The sequence below is a fragment of the Neisseria weixii genome, assembly GCF_002327085.1.
GTDB lineage: Bacteria > Pseudomonadota > Gammaproteobacteria > Burkholderiales > Neisseriaceae > Neisseria > Neisseria weixii.
Genome location: NZ_CP023429.1, coordinates 901,080 through 914,429 on the forward strand (window position 1 = coordinate 901,080; position 13,350 = coordinate 914,429).

10 protein-coding genes and 3 pseudogenes are annotated in these 13,350 nt (G+C 48.4%); 4 read left to right on the forward strand and 9 right to left on the reverse strand.

Going from position 1 to position 13,350, the window contains the following annotated elements:
• The 5 genes from CGZ65_RS04535 to dnaB form a co-directional block, all read right to left on the reverse strand.
• Positions 1–591, reverse strand: coding sequence for a pilus assembly PilX family protein (locus tag CGZ65_RS04535; RefSeq protein ID WP_096294985.1), 591 nt, complete (start codon positions 589–591; stop codon positions 1–3).
• The gene (locus tag CGZ65_RS04540) at positions 570–1,484 is read right to left on the reverse strand and encodes a PilW family protein (RefSeq protein WP_198345341.1); all 915 of its coding nucleotides are present in this window, start codon (positions 1,482–1,484) and stop codon (positions 570–572) included. The genes CGZ65_RS04535 and CGZ65_RS04540 overlap by 22 nt, the downstream gene beginning before the upstream one ends.
• A 2-nt stretch (positions 1,485–1,486) precedes the next feature.
• Positions 1,487–2,119 carry a type IV pilus modification protein PilV gene (pilV, locus tag CGZ65_RS04545; RefSeq protein WP_378595442.1) on the reverse strand — a complete coding sequence of 211 codons (633 nt, stop codon included), beginning with the start codon at positions 2,117–2,119 and terminating at the stop codon, positions 1,487–1,489.
• A gap of 2 nt (positions 2,120–2,121) precedes the next feature.
• Positions 2,122–2,784 (reverse strand): GspH/FimT family pseudopilin, encoded by a 663-nt coding sequence (locus CGZ65_RS04550; RefSeq protein ID WP_096294986.1) that lies wholly within the window; start codon positions 2,782–2,784, stop codon positions 2,122–2,124.
• 165 nt (positions 2,785–2,949) lie between these two features.
• Positions 2,950–4,356, reverse strand: a complete 1,407-nt coding sequence (gene dnaB, locus CGZ65_RS04555; RefSeq protein WP_096294987.1) for a replicative DNA helicase — start codon at positions 4,354–4,356, stop codon at positions 2,950–2,952.
• Between the two features lie 169 nt (positions 4,357–4,525).
• On the opposite strand from dnaB, the gene CGZ65_RS04560 reads away from it, so the two are divergent.
• Positions 4,526–5,107 (forward strand): superoxide dismutase, encoded by a 582-nt coding sequence (locus tag CGZ65_RS04560; RefSeq protein ID WP_096294988.1) that lies wholly within the window; start codon positions 4,526–4,528, stop codon positions 5,105–5,107.
• 202 nt (positions 5,108–5,309) lie between these two features.
• Here the strand turns inward: CGZ65_RS04560 and CGZ65_RS14885 are convergent, their stop codons facing one another.
• Both CGZ65_RS14885 and CGZ65_RS04570 read right to left on the reverse strand, forming a co-directional pair.
• Positions 5,310–5,735 (reverse strand): NF038104 family lipoprotein, encoded by a 426-nt coding sequence (locus tag CGZ65_RS14885; protein ID WP_198345342.1) that lies wholly within the window; start codon positions 5,733–5,735, stop codon positions 5,310–5,312.
• Positions 5,735–6,073 carry a general secretion pathway protein GspG gene (locus tag CGZ65_RS04570; protein ID WP_096294989.1) on the reverse strand — a complete coding sequence of 113 codons (339 nt, stop codon included), beginning with the start codon at positions 6,071–6,073 and terminating at the stop codon, positions 5,735–5,737. Before CGZ65_RS04570 ends, CGZ65_RS14885 begins: the two co-directional genes overlap by 1 nt.
• A 359-nt stretch (positions 6,074–6,432) precedes the next feature.
• Here CGZ65_RS04570 and uvrB point away from each other — a divergent pair.
• Positions 6,433–8,460, forward strand: a pseudogene (uvrB, locus tag CGZ65_RS04580) (excinuclease ABC subunit UvrB).
• Positions 8,461–8,620: 160 nt separating this feature from the next.
• Entirely contained in the window at positions 8,621–8,962 is a 342-nt protein-coding gene (locus CGZ65_RS15090) for a DUF2459 domain-containing protein (protein ID WP_415906976.1), read from the forward strand.
• 282 nt (positions 8,963–9,244) lie between these two features.
• Here the strand turns inward: CGZ65_RS15090 and rep are convergent.
• Together rep and CGZ65_RS04600 are read right to left on the reverse strand one after the other, a co-directional pair.
• Positions 9,245–11,249 (reverse strand): annotated as a pseudogene (rep, locus tag CGZ65_RS04595) (DNA helicase Rep).
• Positions 11,250–11,370: 121 nt separating this feature from the next.
• Positions 11,371–12,998, reverse strand: a pseudogene (locus tag CGZ65_RS04600) (ABC-F family ATPase).
• Positions 12,999–13,083: 85 nt separating this feature from the next.
• On the opposite strand from CGZ65_RS04600, the gene CGZ65_RS04605 reads away from it, so the two are divergent.
• Positions 13,084–13,281 carry a hypothetical protein gene (locus CGZ65_RS04605; RefSeq protein WP_096294992.1) on the forward strand — a complete coding sequence of 66 codons (198 nt, stop codon included), beginning with the start codon at positions 13,084–13,086 and terminating at the stop codon, positions 13,279–13,281.
• The last annotated feature ends 69 nt before the right edge of the window (positions 13,282–13,350 follow it).

Sequence of the window (13,350 nt, forward strand, 5' to 3'; positions counted from 1 at the left end):
TTATTCATTCGCTACGTAAGACTGAAGCATAACGACAGTATTATTGTTTTTACCCCATGCTTTGGCAGTAACACGGTAAATGGTGCTGCCTTGAGAAGGATTAGTGCTGATGTATTCTATGATATACACAGGTGTTTTGCTGACATTTTCAGCTTGAATATCATCGACGGGTTGGCCGTTTTCGTCAATATACAGTTTTTTGTCGGCCATGCGTTCCCATGCATTGCCTGTCGAGCTTTCTACTTCTATCGCATTGCTGCTTTCTGTTGGAACCACAGCATCGGGTGTTGCACAGAGCCCTTGTGTTTCTTCGTCACCAATCATACCGAGACAATTAGCTTTAAAAGTAACTTTTTTATCATCAAACTCTAAAATTTTATTTTCGCCTTTTTGTAAAGCTGCTTCAGCTAAACTAAGCGCTAACTTTCTATCGGCCTCATTTGTGCTGATTCGTTGTTCAGTATTGTATGATTGCACAGCCGTTACTACCAGAAGAGCAATAACGATCATAATCATCAATACGATGAAAAGAGCATAACCATGCTGGGAAGGCTGGGGTGCAAAATTATTTAAATGGCGTGATTTTCGCATACGTTGCCTCCTCTTACTGAAGCTTCAATATTATAGGCAGTGGCATTGTCGGTACCCAATTGTATTTGAATCAATGCGGGGGTAGTTCCATCCGTAGAGGAAGTTGTATTTGTCCGTAAGGTATCTTCACGTGTAAAGGTTTCTTGGCTGGTGGTAGAAGCAGCCAGATTACGGCAATTGTCGGTATTATCTATATAAAAATAATTGATATTCATTGATTGAACATCTTTCATTAAAAGCTGTGGATCACCCCAGTTGCCAGTTTCATGATTCAGTTGGAAACGATAGAGGCCTGTTTGATTATTAAAAGAACCCACAGCATAAGCAGAAACGACATGTTGCAATGTTGAAATAGCGCCATTCGTTTCATTATTGGTAATTTTTAAAGCTGATTTTGCAGTCGTTAAGTCGGTAATACTGCTATTTTTAGCTATGCTGTTACAGCTACTGGCGATATTGGCATTGCTGCCAGTTGCATCTATTCCGTATTGGAAGATTAATGCATTATTAGCAGTGGCAGGAGAAAAACCTGAATAATTCACCTCAGCTTGTGAAATCGGAACCATTTTATCGTTGACGATATTGTTGCTTAAGGAAAAAGATGCATTGGAATCATCAGCTACGACTGTGCTATCTGCATAGTTAGCCATATTGAAACAACCAAAGCTGCCCGCCATGCGCGCATCACGGCTCAGTAAAGTAGCGGCGCTACGTAAGTCTTGCTGAATGCTTAAACGTGAAGTCGCTGCATTATTCAGATTGCGAGCAGTAAAATAAGTTGAAGTAACTGCCATTAGAACAATCATGCTTAATGCGCTGGCGACTAAAAATTCAATCAGGCTGAAGCCTTGCATTTTAGGTGGGTGAGTAAAAGTAGGGCGTTTATTTTTCATTGTTATTCCGTAACGCGTGACTGATGAGTATAAACAATAAAGTTTCCTGAGCTTTTTAGCTCACTGTTGTTTTGTTCTTCTTCAGCATCGATTAGCCATAGTACTTTAACGACGGTATCACCATTACCGCTACATTTCGCATCGAATGAGCTTTCATAAGTAGGTTCATTACCGGAATTATCTCGACAAATGGCAAAGTGAAGTTGTGCATCTGGAAGCGCATTCGATATAGCAGTTGAAAATGATGCAATTTGTGCATTTGCAAGCTCTTGCTTAGTCATTTTCTCATTACTTTTGTATGTTCCATTTACTTTTTTACTAGGGCTGGTAAGGTAATGGTCATAAGATTTCAGCGTTCGTCCAGTTTCTGCGCCTGAACTATCTGTTTCTGCCGATAAAACCGGATTAATTAACATGCCTTCAATTAAATTCTGTGTAATTTGAGAAACGATGGTTTGCGTTTCGCCCTCACGAACGCTGGAAACGGCACGCAACTGTACAGAGAGTAAGGCAAGAATGCCGATGGCCAAAACAAACATGGAAATCAAGACTTCAATCAAAGTCATACCTTGTTGATTGACTTTCAGACGGCCTTGCTGCTGAGAAGAAAAGAGTAATGTCGTTGTTTTCATCATTGTTATTTTTCGGAATATTGGCAAATATCACGCGAGTCGGATTTGGCGCAGATTTCTACACGCCCGCTGCCGTCGATAAACACTACTTTGGAGCGGTTTTTTTTATCATCGTCACTCTTTGCGCGGGCATCGGTTAAGATAATTTGAGTGTAACCACTAGGTGTAGGAAAAGTATCTGTCGCAGAAGGTGAATTATTCCAACGCACAAAGTTACCGTTAGGTAGGAAAGTCCAGCGCGCGGTGCTATCGGTCGTTTTGCTGCCGCTAAAAGGGTAGACATAATAGTTATGGTTTACGCGATCGTTGTCTTTGCTGTTTAAGATGATGGCACGCAATTGAATATCGTTGGCGCGTTCATATTGGTTGTTTTTATCCGAATCGGCAAAAGCCATCAAACCTTGATTGCCGAAACTTGTGTTACAGCTACCATTAGATTTGCCGTCTTTTTTAATTTGAACCGGACAAACATAAACCGGAAGATTCAGGCGAACGGCTTCGCTGCGGGCGAAGCGCAGTAGATTGGCGATTTGTTCCGCATTGCTGGCTACGCGGCGCGATGCGATCCATTGGCTCATATTGGGAAGGGCGATGACGGCCATGATTGCGATGATGGCAATCACGACCAGCAGTTCGATAAGGGTAAAACCTTTTTGTTTGGCGTGCATGAGTATCGGTAAGTTTGGCGGAAGTTTATCGGTAATGTTGGTAATGCTTGGTTTTATATTTTATATTTGTTTATATGCGTGTTACGCGTATTTCATTCTAAACGATATTGCCAAGCATTGCCTAATAAAATATGAAAAACGCTTAGTTTGGCGGGAGAATCTGTCTCAATCTTCCATCAATGCGGATTCGGGAACATAGGCAGCGTTGTCAAATTTGGTGAATTGCCCCATCCAAGTCAGGTGGACTTTGCCTGTCGGACCATTACGGTGTTTGCCGATAATACATTCTGCCAAGCCTTTAAGTGGCGATTCAGGGTTGTAGTATTCGTCGCGATACATAAACATAATCAAGTCGGCATCCTGCTCGATGGCACCGGATTCACGCAAGTCGGACATCATCGGGCGTTTGTCGGTGCGTTGCTCGACGGTACGGCTCAGCTGCGACAGTGCAATCACAGGCACTTGCAATTCTTTGGCCAAGGCTTTGAGCGAGCGGGAGATTTCGCCCAATTCGGATGCGCGGTTGTCGGATCGGCCGGAGCCGGACATCAATTGCAGGTAGTCGATCACAATCAAGCCCAGTTTGCCGTTAAACTGGCGCGCTAAGCGGCGGGCGCGGGCGCGCAGCTCAAGTGCGGTCAAACCAGGCGTTTCGTCGATATACATCGGCGCGTTGGTAAGCTTAATCACAGCTTCGTTGAAATTAAGCCAATGCTGGTCTTGCAGGTTGCCGGTTTTTAAAACCTGTTGATCGACGCGGCCGACGGAGCTTAATACGCGCATCACCAATTGCGCGGCGCCCATTTCCATCGAAAAGACGGCAACGGGTAATTGTGCTTCCACGGCAACGTGTTCGGCAATATTGATGGAAAATGCGGTTTTACCCATAGACGGGCGGCCGGCGACGATAATCAGATCGCCCGGTTGCAGGCCGGAAGTTTTTTTGTCCAAATCGATAAAACCGGTGGAAATGCCGGTAACTTCTTCGGGATTCTCACGCGAATAGAGCATGTCGATTTTGGCAACCACTTCGTCCAACACATCAGGCATACTTAAAAAGCCTTGCTTGGATTTGGCGGTGCTTTCAGCGATTTGGAACACTTTGTTTTCAGCTTCGTCTAAAAGCTGGTCGGCGGTACGGCCTTGGGGATTATAAGCGCTGCGGGCGATTTCGGTACCTACTTCGGCCAATTGGCGCATGATGGAGCGTTCGCGCACGATTTCGGCGTAGCGGCGGATATTGGCGGCAGAAGGGGTGTTTTGCGCCAAAGTAATCAGGTAATTGAAGCCGCCTGCTGCTTCCAGTTCGTCATTGCGTTCTAAGGCTTCCTGCACGGTAATGACGTCGGCCGGGCGGCTTTCGTTCACCAGCATGGCGATGGCGCGGAAAATCAGGCGGTGCTCGTGACGATAGAAGTCTTCGCCGGTGACAACATCTGCGATTCTGTCCCATGCTGCGTTTTCCAACAGCAGGCCGCCCAAAACCGATTGCTCGGCTTCCATCGAATGCGGCGGCAAGGCCAAAGCCGTGACTTCGCGGTCTTCAGACGGCATGTCAAGATAATCGTTCATGGCGTTTTATCCCCAAAAAGTGCTTTGAATAAGAGACTGCTATTATATCGTAGTATAAGTTTAATTGGTTTTTTAAAGCCGAGACGGGTAGAATAAGGGACGTTACCTTGTAAAGGGTAATACACACGACCAAAAGATAATTCATATATCAATAAATAGGAGTATCAATATGGAACACAAACTGCCTGAATTGCCATACGCTTTGGACGCTCTGGAGCCACATTTGTCTAAAGAAACGCTGGAATACCACTACGGCAAACACCATCAAACCTACATCACCAATCTGAACAACCAAATCAAAGGCACTGAATTTGAAGAAATGCCTTTGGAAGAAATCGTGAAAAAATCTTCAGGCGGCGTGTTTAACAACGCAGCCCAAACTTGGAACCACACTTTCTACTGGCTGGGCTTCACACCTAAAGGCCGACAAAAGCCTGTAGGCGAATTGGCTGCGGCCATTGATGCCAAGTGGGGCAGCTTTGAAGCATTCCAAGAGGCATTCAACGCTTGCGCAGCCGGTACGTTTGGTTCGGGCTGGGCTTGGTTGGTGAAAACCCCTGCGGGTGAGTTGGATTTGGTATCGACTTCTAACGCAGCTACGCCGCTGACCACTGAAAACACCCCATTACTGACTTGCGACGTTTGGGAACATGCTTACTACATCGACTACCGCAACAGCCGTCCTAACTACCTGAAAGGTTTCTGGGAAATCGTAAATTGGGATGAAGTGGCGAAACGCTTTGCCGCTTAATGCTGATTGATAGATGATCAACCAAGGCTGTCTGAAACTGATTTCAGGCGGCTTTTTTATATGATAATCAGAATATTATGTTATAAGATGGAACGCGTTTATCTATAAAATCAAAAGGCTGAGGCCTTTGCAAAATCCCTATTTGGGGCACATTTCTTTGCTGTGCGCTGCTCGAAAGCTTGCCTATCTCAATTATCGCGAATTAATATTCCTGCTCAACCGTATAGCTTGGCTGCTGAATAGCATAAGGTGCCGTTGTTTCGCGGGTATTGCCGTATTCATCAATGGTGATGTAGCGTGGCTGTGGTGCGGTTTGTGCCGGATGGTTTGTTTGGTAAACAGTCGGTGTATTCGACTGATAAGGATAAGGGCTGCTTTGCGGCTGGCGATAAGCCGGCTGCTCGGCAACTTTTTCTTTCCGCTTTTCTTTGCGCGATTTTTTCTGTTCTTTTTTATCGTCGTCATCACCATCGGGGATGGCCGCGTCAATCAATGCGCCAGTGCCTTTGACTGCCAATTTTCCAGCTGTCAGAACAGTAGTGGCTGCTAAATCGGCAGCCGCACCTACTACGCAACCGCTCAAGGCAAACGATACGATGAGCGGCAAAATCAGGGTATTGAGTTTCATCACTTTGGGCACCCGCAATGGTCATCGTGGTCATGGCTGCCGTAACCGACCACTGCCTCGTGCCAAGCATCGTCGTCGCCGTCAAATTCTTCCACTTCGTTAAATTCACCGTTTTCGACCAAAGCCACCAGTTCGTCCAAGCTGTCGGCACCTTCTACCCAGAAACACGGAATATCGGGCGGGGTATCGGGCGCTAAGAGGGCGGCGAGGCCTTCGTGCCAAGCAATCCAATAGCCGTTGGCCGTTTCGATAAATTGCGCATCAGGGTGGATGGTTTCGTTTTCAGTGCCGATGAGCATGCGCTCGGCGATGTTTGCTTGGAAGGATAAGGTTTGCATATCTGCTTTCTGTTTATCGGAGAATATCAGCCGCTATTGTAATAGGCCGTCTGAAAAAAATACAGCCGCACTTTCATGCGGCTGTATGGGTGATAACCACGGGCATCGCCCCGTTAAAATTATTCTTCGTCGTTCGATAATACGAAGCCTGAAGCCGCCGCGTCAAAACCTGCTTTGCCTGAAGCGATGCAATACAATACGCCGGCTGCTGCAACCGCGCCAATCACTTGGCAAACAATAAGGGAATTTTATGGTTAATTGATTAATATCCGTTGCCTTTTGTCCTTAATTTCGAGCATTATTCAGACGGCCTTTTTGCTATAATGATGCGTTCTCAAAATATGCCGAGGCCGTCTGAAATGCAAGTCATCCAATACGAAAATTCCCCTTTCAAACTGCACCAGCCCTTCCCGCCCGCCGGCGACCAGCCCACCGCCATCGCCGCCCTGCTCGAAGGTTTGGAAGACGGCTTATCTTACCAAACCCTGCTTGGCGTAACCGGCTCCGGCAAAACCTATACCATGGCCAACGTGATTGCGCAGAGCGGCCGACCCGCCATCATCATGGCGCACAACAAAACGCTGGCGGCGCAGCTTTATGCCGAGATGCGCGAGTTTTTCCCCGAAAACGCGGTGGAATATTTCGTGTCTTACTACGACTACTACCAGCCCGAGGCCTATGTGCCCAGCCGCGATCTGTTTATCGAAAAAGATTCGGCGATTAACGAACACATCGAGCAGATGCGGCTTTCCGCCACCAAAAACCTGATGACGCGCAACGACGTGATTATCGTTGCCACCGTTTCCGCCATTTACGGCATCGGCGACCCCACCGAATACCAACAAATGGTGCTGTCGGTAAAAGAAGGCGACACGCTTAGCCAGCGCGACATCATTTCCACCCTCGTTTCCATGCAATACGAGCGCGGCGAAATGGATTTCAAGCGCGGCTCGTTCCGCGTGCGCGGCGACGTAATCGACGTTTACCCCGCTGAAAGCTCCGACAACGCCCTGCGCATCAGCCTGTTTGACGACGAAATCGACCGCCTCGACCTCTTCGACCCGCTCACCGGCGGCAGCCTGCAACGCGTCGGCCGCTACACCGTGTTCCCCAGCAGCCACTACGTTACCCCGCGCGACACCGTTTTGCGCGCCTGCGAATCGATTAAAGAAGAACTGCGCGAACGTATCGCTTTTTTCACCCAAGAAAACCGCCCCGTAGAAACCCAACGCATCGAGCAGCGCACCCGCTTCGACCTCGAAATGCTTTATGAAATGGGCTTCTGCAAAGGCATCGAAAACTACTCGCGCCACTTTTCCGGCAAAAAAGAAGGCGAACCGCCGCCTACCCTGATGGATTACCTGCCCGATAACGCCATCATGTTTATCGACGAAAGCCACGTTACCGTTACCCAAATCGGCGGTATGTATAAAGGCGACGCCAGCCGCAAACAAAACCTGGTCGACTACGGCTTCCGCCTGCCTTCCGCGCGCGACAACCGCCCGCTCAAATTCCACGAATTTGAAAAAATCATGCCGCAAACCATCTTCGTTTCCGCCACCCCGCCAAATACGAAGAAGAGCACGCCGGCCAAGTGGTCGAGCAAGTCGTCCGCCCCACCGGCTTGGTCGACCCGCAAATCATCATCCGCCCGTCGCCACCCAAGTGGACGATTTATTAAGCGAAATCAACGAGCGCATCGGCAAAGGCGAGCGCGTGCTCGTTACCACGCTCACCAAACACATGGCTGAACAGCTCACCGATTATTACAGCGAACTGGGCGTAAAAGTACGCTATCTGCACAGCGACATCGACACCGTCGAGCGCGTCGAAATCATCCGCGATTTGCGCCTCGGCCTCTTTGACGTACTCGTCGGCATCAACCTTCTGCGCGAAGGTTTGGATATCCCCGAAGTATCGCTGGTGGCCATACTCGATGCCGACAAAGAAGGCTTTCTGCGCAGCCACCGAAGCCTGATCCAAACCATAGGCCGCGCCGCCCGCAACGTAAACGGCGTCGCCATACTCTACGCCGACAAAATCACCGATTCGATGAAAGCCGCCATCGACGAAACCGAACGCCGCCGCGAAAAACAGATGAAATTCAACCAAGAACACGGCATCGTGCCGCAGCAGATCAATAAAAAAGTAAAAGACATTATCGACGGCGTGTACCACGACGACGCAGGCAGCGGCAAAGGCCGTCTGAAAGGCAAGGGCAAAGTGAAAGTGGGCGAAATCCACACCGAAGAAGACGCAATTAAAGAAATCGCGCGGTTGGAGAAACAAATGCAGCAGGCGGCGAGGGATTTGCAGTTTGAAGAAGCGGCGGTGTTAAGGGATAAGATTCGGGGATTAAGGAAGGGTTGTTGTTTGGGGCGGAGTGAGTTTAAGAAAACGTAAACAAAAAATAGTATTGATAATGTTGGTAATTTTGTCTTGGTTTATGTTCAGGCCATTTTCCGGTAGTTATGAAAATCTTATTACTATATTTGATAATAAAAAATTGAAGCTGAACAGCATAATAATCAAAATAATGAAATTATTATTTCAAGTGATGGTTGGCATTCAGATATATTGGTTCCAATAAAAAATTATGTATATGATTGGAATGGATTTTTAGAATATAAAAGCTATTGCCAAAACTATAGTTTAGACTCTTATTTGAGTATTGGTTGGGGAGATTATAGACATAGGCTTATTTCTCGCCCTTCTCTTTGGCATGAAACTTCTTTCTTAAATGTAAAAATTTTATCTATAGGAGAAGTTGAAGAGAGAAAAGACCTAATTCGACTAAAAATCAATAGGTGGCAATATATCCAATTGGTTAATAATATTCAGAAGGATTTTAAAGATGTGTGTGCCCTTGGGCACGCACGCGTTATTTGAATTTTTGCTACCGCGTGCGCGGCTATCGCCACACACCCTTATATTTAAAGGCCGAGACCTTTGCAAAACCTCATAAATCACCCATAAAAACCAAAACAACCGTCATTTCCGCATAAGCGGGAGTCCATTTTCGATCATGGTAAGCTATTGAATAAAATAAGTTTCTAAAATTTTAAGATGGATTCCCGCCTGCGCAGGAATGACGTCGGTTCTTTGTACAGTGGCTTTTCAGGGAGTTTTGCAAAGGTCTCAGGCCTTCTGAAAATAGATTTTCAGACGGCCTCAAAGTTCGCCCTTATTTTTTGCGGCAATCATCGCACGCAAATTGGCCAAATGGCTTTTGCCTTCTTCTTTACTGACAATCGGTTCGCCGCCTTGACGGCCTAAAATTTTCAAATCTTCCTGCGGCATTTCGCCGATAAACCGGCTCGGCTCGGGAAATTGCCATGTGCCTTGCCGTTTACGCTTGATGCAGTGGGTTAGGGTCAGTTGGCGTTTGGCGCGGGTGATGCCGACATACATCAGGCGGCGTTCTTCTTCGACATTGCTTTCTTCGATGCTGTCGGCGTGTGGCAAAATACCCTCTTCGCATCCGACCAAAAATACATAAGGATATTCCAAGCCTTTGGAAGCGTGCAGGGTAGAGAGTTTGACTGTGTCGTTTTCTTCTTCGCCTTTACCTTCCAAAAGCGTCATCAGCGTGATGGTTTGCGCGATTTCGATGATGTTTTTGCCGTCTTCATCGCCTTTGCGCTGCAGCCATGAAGTCAAATCGTTAACGTTGCGCCATTTGATTTCACCGGCTTTGCCTTCTTCGCTAAGCAGCAGATGGTTTTCATAGCCGATTTCTTCCAGCAGGCTGGTGATGAGTTCGCCGGCTTCGGCTACTTCGGCACGGTTGCGGTAGGCTTCCATCATGTGCATAAATGCTTGCAAATGCTCGCGGTTGGCGGTGTTGAGCAGGGCTAAGGCTGCTTCGGTTTGGGCGGCTTCGTATAGGCTGCACTCGTGTTCGTGAGCGTAGGTATTGAGTTTGCCCAGCGTCACGTCACCGATGCCGCGTTTGGGCGTGGTTACGGCGCGTAAAAATGCAGGGTCGTCGGCCGGATTGGCAATCAGGCGGATGTAGGCCAATACGTCTTTAATCTCGGCTTTGTCGAAAAAGCTTTGTCCGCCGGAAAGCTGGTAGGGCACGCGCGCGCTGCGTAGGGCTTCTTCAAACACACGTGCCTGATGGTTGCCGCGATAAAGCACGGCAAAATCGGCATATTTGGCTTTGTCGCCCGCCACCACTTTTTGCTTCACGATTTGGCTGACCACCCATTCGGCTTCATGCTGCTCGTTTTGACACGCCACCACTTTCACCACTTCGCCCATGCCGAATTGCGACCATAAGGTTTTTTGGAACAATTTCGGATTGTTTTCAATCACTTTGTTGGCGATTTTCAAAATCCGTGCGGTGGAGCGGTAATTTTGCTCAAGCTTGATCACCTTCATTTGCGGATAATCCTGCTGCATTTGGCGCAGGTTTTCCATGTTGGCGCCGCGCCAGGCGTAAATCGACTGGTCGTCGTCGCCCACGGCGGTGAACATGCCTTCCGCGCCGGTGAGCAGCTTCATCAGCGTGAATTGGCAGGTGTTGGTGTCTTGGCATTCATCGACCAACAAATAACGCAAACGCAGCTGCCATTTTTGGCGCACTTCGCTGTTTTGCTGCAATAAAAGCGCGGGCAGGCGGATCAGGTCGTCAAAATCCACGGCCTGATAGCTTTCAAAAGTGGCTTGATAACCGGCATAAATTTGCGCGGTCTGCTTTTCCCATTCGTTTGAGGCCGTCTGAAAAGCGATTTCAGGCGTTTGCAGGTTGTTTTTCCACAGCGAGATTTGGTGTTGCGCTTTGAATACGGCTTCTTTGCCCGTTCCGCCCAAAAGCTCCCGATGATTTTGGCACTGTCGGTACCGTCCAAGATGGAAAAGTTTTCTTGTAACCGATTTGCGCCGCTTCTTCACGCAAAATCCGCATGCCTAAAGAGTGAAAGGTACAAATCGTCAGCCCGCGCGTTTTCGATTTGGGCAGCATTTTCGCCACGCGTTCCTGCATTTCCTTCGCCGCCTTGTTGGTAAAGGTAATCGCTGCCACCTGGTGGCCGGCATAACCGATGTTAACCAGCAAGTGCTTGATTTTTTGCGTAATCACACCGGTTTTGCCGCTGCCTGCACCGGCCAGAACCAAAAGCGGCCCGCCCAAATAATTTACAGCGGCTTGTTGTTGGGGATTGAGTTTCATAAGGCGATAGGGGAAATGTGTTGGAACAGGATTATAACATTCGGCAAAGGGTAAGGCCGTCTGAAAAGCAGATTCACTTTTCAGACGGCCTGTTTCAGTTTCAGCTTCATTTAATGGAAAATCAAACCAAGCCTTTTTTCTCCAAATAGCTTTCGTAGTCGCCCAAGTAATGTTCGTAGCCGCCTTTGCCGTCGAGCTCGATGATTTGGGTGGCGAGCGACGAAACAAACTGACGGTCGTGCGAAACGAAAATCAGCGTGCCGTTGTATTTTTCCAGCGCCATGTTGAGCGATTCAATGCTTTCCATGTCCATGTGGTTGGTCGGTTCGTCCATCACCAGCACGTTCGGTTTCAACAGCAATAATTTGCCGTAGAACATGCGGCCTTTCTCTCCGCCGGACAATACTTTGACTTTTTTCACCACATCGTTGCTGCCGAAGAGCAGGCGGCCGAGGGTGCCGCGGATGACTTGCTCGTCGTCGCCTTCCTGACCCCATTGCCGCATCCATTCGCTCAAGTCCATATCGACGCCGAAGTCGTTTTCATGGTCTTGCGGATAGTAGCCGACGTGGGCTTTTTCCGCCCATTTGATGGTGCCTTCATCCGGTGTGAGGCCGTCTGAATATTCAGCATTGTAGGCACCGGCCAATAATTTCAGCAAAGTGGATTTACCGGCACCGTTCGGGCCGATAATCGCCAGGCGCTGGCCGGCCTCCAAGATGAAGTTGAGGTTTTTGAACAACTGGGTTTCAAAGCGCTTGGCCAGTTTTTCCACTTCCACGGCCTGACGGTGCAGCTTGGCTTTTTCGTCGGCTTCAAAACGGATATACGGGTTTTGGCGGGTAGAAGGTTTGACTTCGACCATTTCCGATTTGATTTTGTCGGCCTGTTTCAAGCGGCTGGTGGCTTGGCGGGCTTTGGATTTGTTGGCCGAGAAACGCGCCACGAATTCTTGCAGTTCCTGCAGTTTTTCTTTGGCTTTGGCGTTGTCTTTCAGCGCGCGCTCGCGGATTGTGCCGAAGCGAGCATGTAATCGTCGTAGTTGCCCGGATAGATGGTGATGGTGTTGTAGTCCAAGTCGGCCATGTGGGTGCACACTTCGTTCAAAAAGTGACGGTCATGCGAGATGATGATCATGGTCGAATCGTATTCGTTCAATACGCCTTCCAACCAGCGGATGGTGTTGATGTCCAAGTTGTTGGTCGGCTCGTCAAGCAGCAACACGTCGGGCTTGGAAAACAATGCCTGCGCCAGCAACACGCGCAATTTGAAGCCCGGAGCAACTTCGCTCATTTGCGCATTGTGCAAATCTTCAGAAATGCCCACGCCGCTCAACAATTCGGCGGCGCGTGCTTCGGCGGTGTAGCCGTCGTATTCGGCAAACTTGGCTTCCAAATCGGCCGCGCGCATGTAATCGTCTTCGGTGGCATCCATGTTGGCGTAAATCAAGTCGCGTTCGGTCATGGCCGCCCACATTTCGGTGTGTCCCATCAACACCACATCCAACACGCGCATATCTTCGTAAGCAAACTGGTCTTGTTTCAGCTTACCCAAGCGCACGCCGTTTTCAATCGCCACTTCACCGGCAGTCTGCTCCAAATCGCCGCCCAGAATTTTCATAAACGTGGATTTGCCCGAGCCGTTGGCGCCGATCAAACCGTAGCGGTTGCCTTCGCCGAATTTGACAGACACGTTTTCAAACAGCGGCTTTGCGCCAAACTGCATGGTAATGCCGTTGGTAGAAATCATTCTTTGTAAAACCTTTATAAATAGAGTGTTATAATCGGGCGAAATTGTAGCATATTTTATAGAGGCCGTCTGAAAAGGAAGCGCGTTGGAAACCGAAAAAATCTATTACGCCGTGATTATTCTGATTTGCGCGGCATCGATGCTGCTCAGCCCGTTTTTCTATATCCGCCGCACGCGCAATGCCACCGAAGTGCGCCAGCAGCCGCAACGCTGGACGCCGATTATCATCGCCAATCTGATCATGATTGCCGCGCTGGTGTTTATTTGGTGGAAGTGGTTTTAGCCAAGTTATTTTTACGCAAACCGGCGTTTTACCCTGACGCGAATCCATTACAATAGCTTGAATTGATTG

What these genes read in the sequence shown, in the direction of transcription:
- CGZ65_RS04535 (WP_096294985.1), bottom strand. Translation starts at nt 591, where the DNA reads ATGCGAAAATCACGCCATTTAAATAATTTTGCACCCCAGCCTTCCCAG.
- CGZ65_RS04540 (WP_198345341.1), bottom strand. Translation starts at nt 1,484, where the DNA reads ATGAAAAATAAACGCCCTACTTTTACTCACCCACCTAAAATGCAAGGC.
- pilV (WP_378595442.1), bottom strand. Translation starts at nt 2,119, where the DNA reads ATGATGAAAACAACGACATTACTCTTTTCTTCTCAGCAGCAAGGCCGT.
- CGZ65_RS04550 (WP_096294986.1), bottom strand. Translation starts at nt 2,784, where the DNA reads ATGCACGCCAAACAAAAAGGTTTTACCCTTATCGAACTGCTGGTCGTG.
- dnaB (WP_096294987.1), bottom strand. Translation starts at nt 4,356, where the DNA reads ATGAACGATTATCTTGACATGCCGTCTGAAGACCGCGAAGTCACGGCT.
- CGZ65_RS04560 (WP_096294988.1), top strand. Translation starts at nt 4,526, where the DNA reads ATGGAACACAAACTGCCTGAATTGCCATACGCTTTGGACGCTCTGGAG.
- CGZ65_RS14885 (WP_198345342.1), bottom strand. Translation starts at nt 5,735, where the DNA reads ATGAAACTCAATACCCTGATTTTGCCGCTCATCGTATCGTTTGCCTTG.
- CGZ65_RS04570 (WP_096294989.1), bottom strand. Translation starts at nt 6,073, where the DNA reads ATGCAAACCTTATCCTTCCAAGCAAACATCGCCGAGCGCATGCTCATC.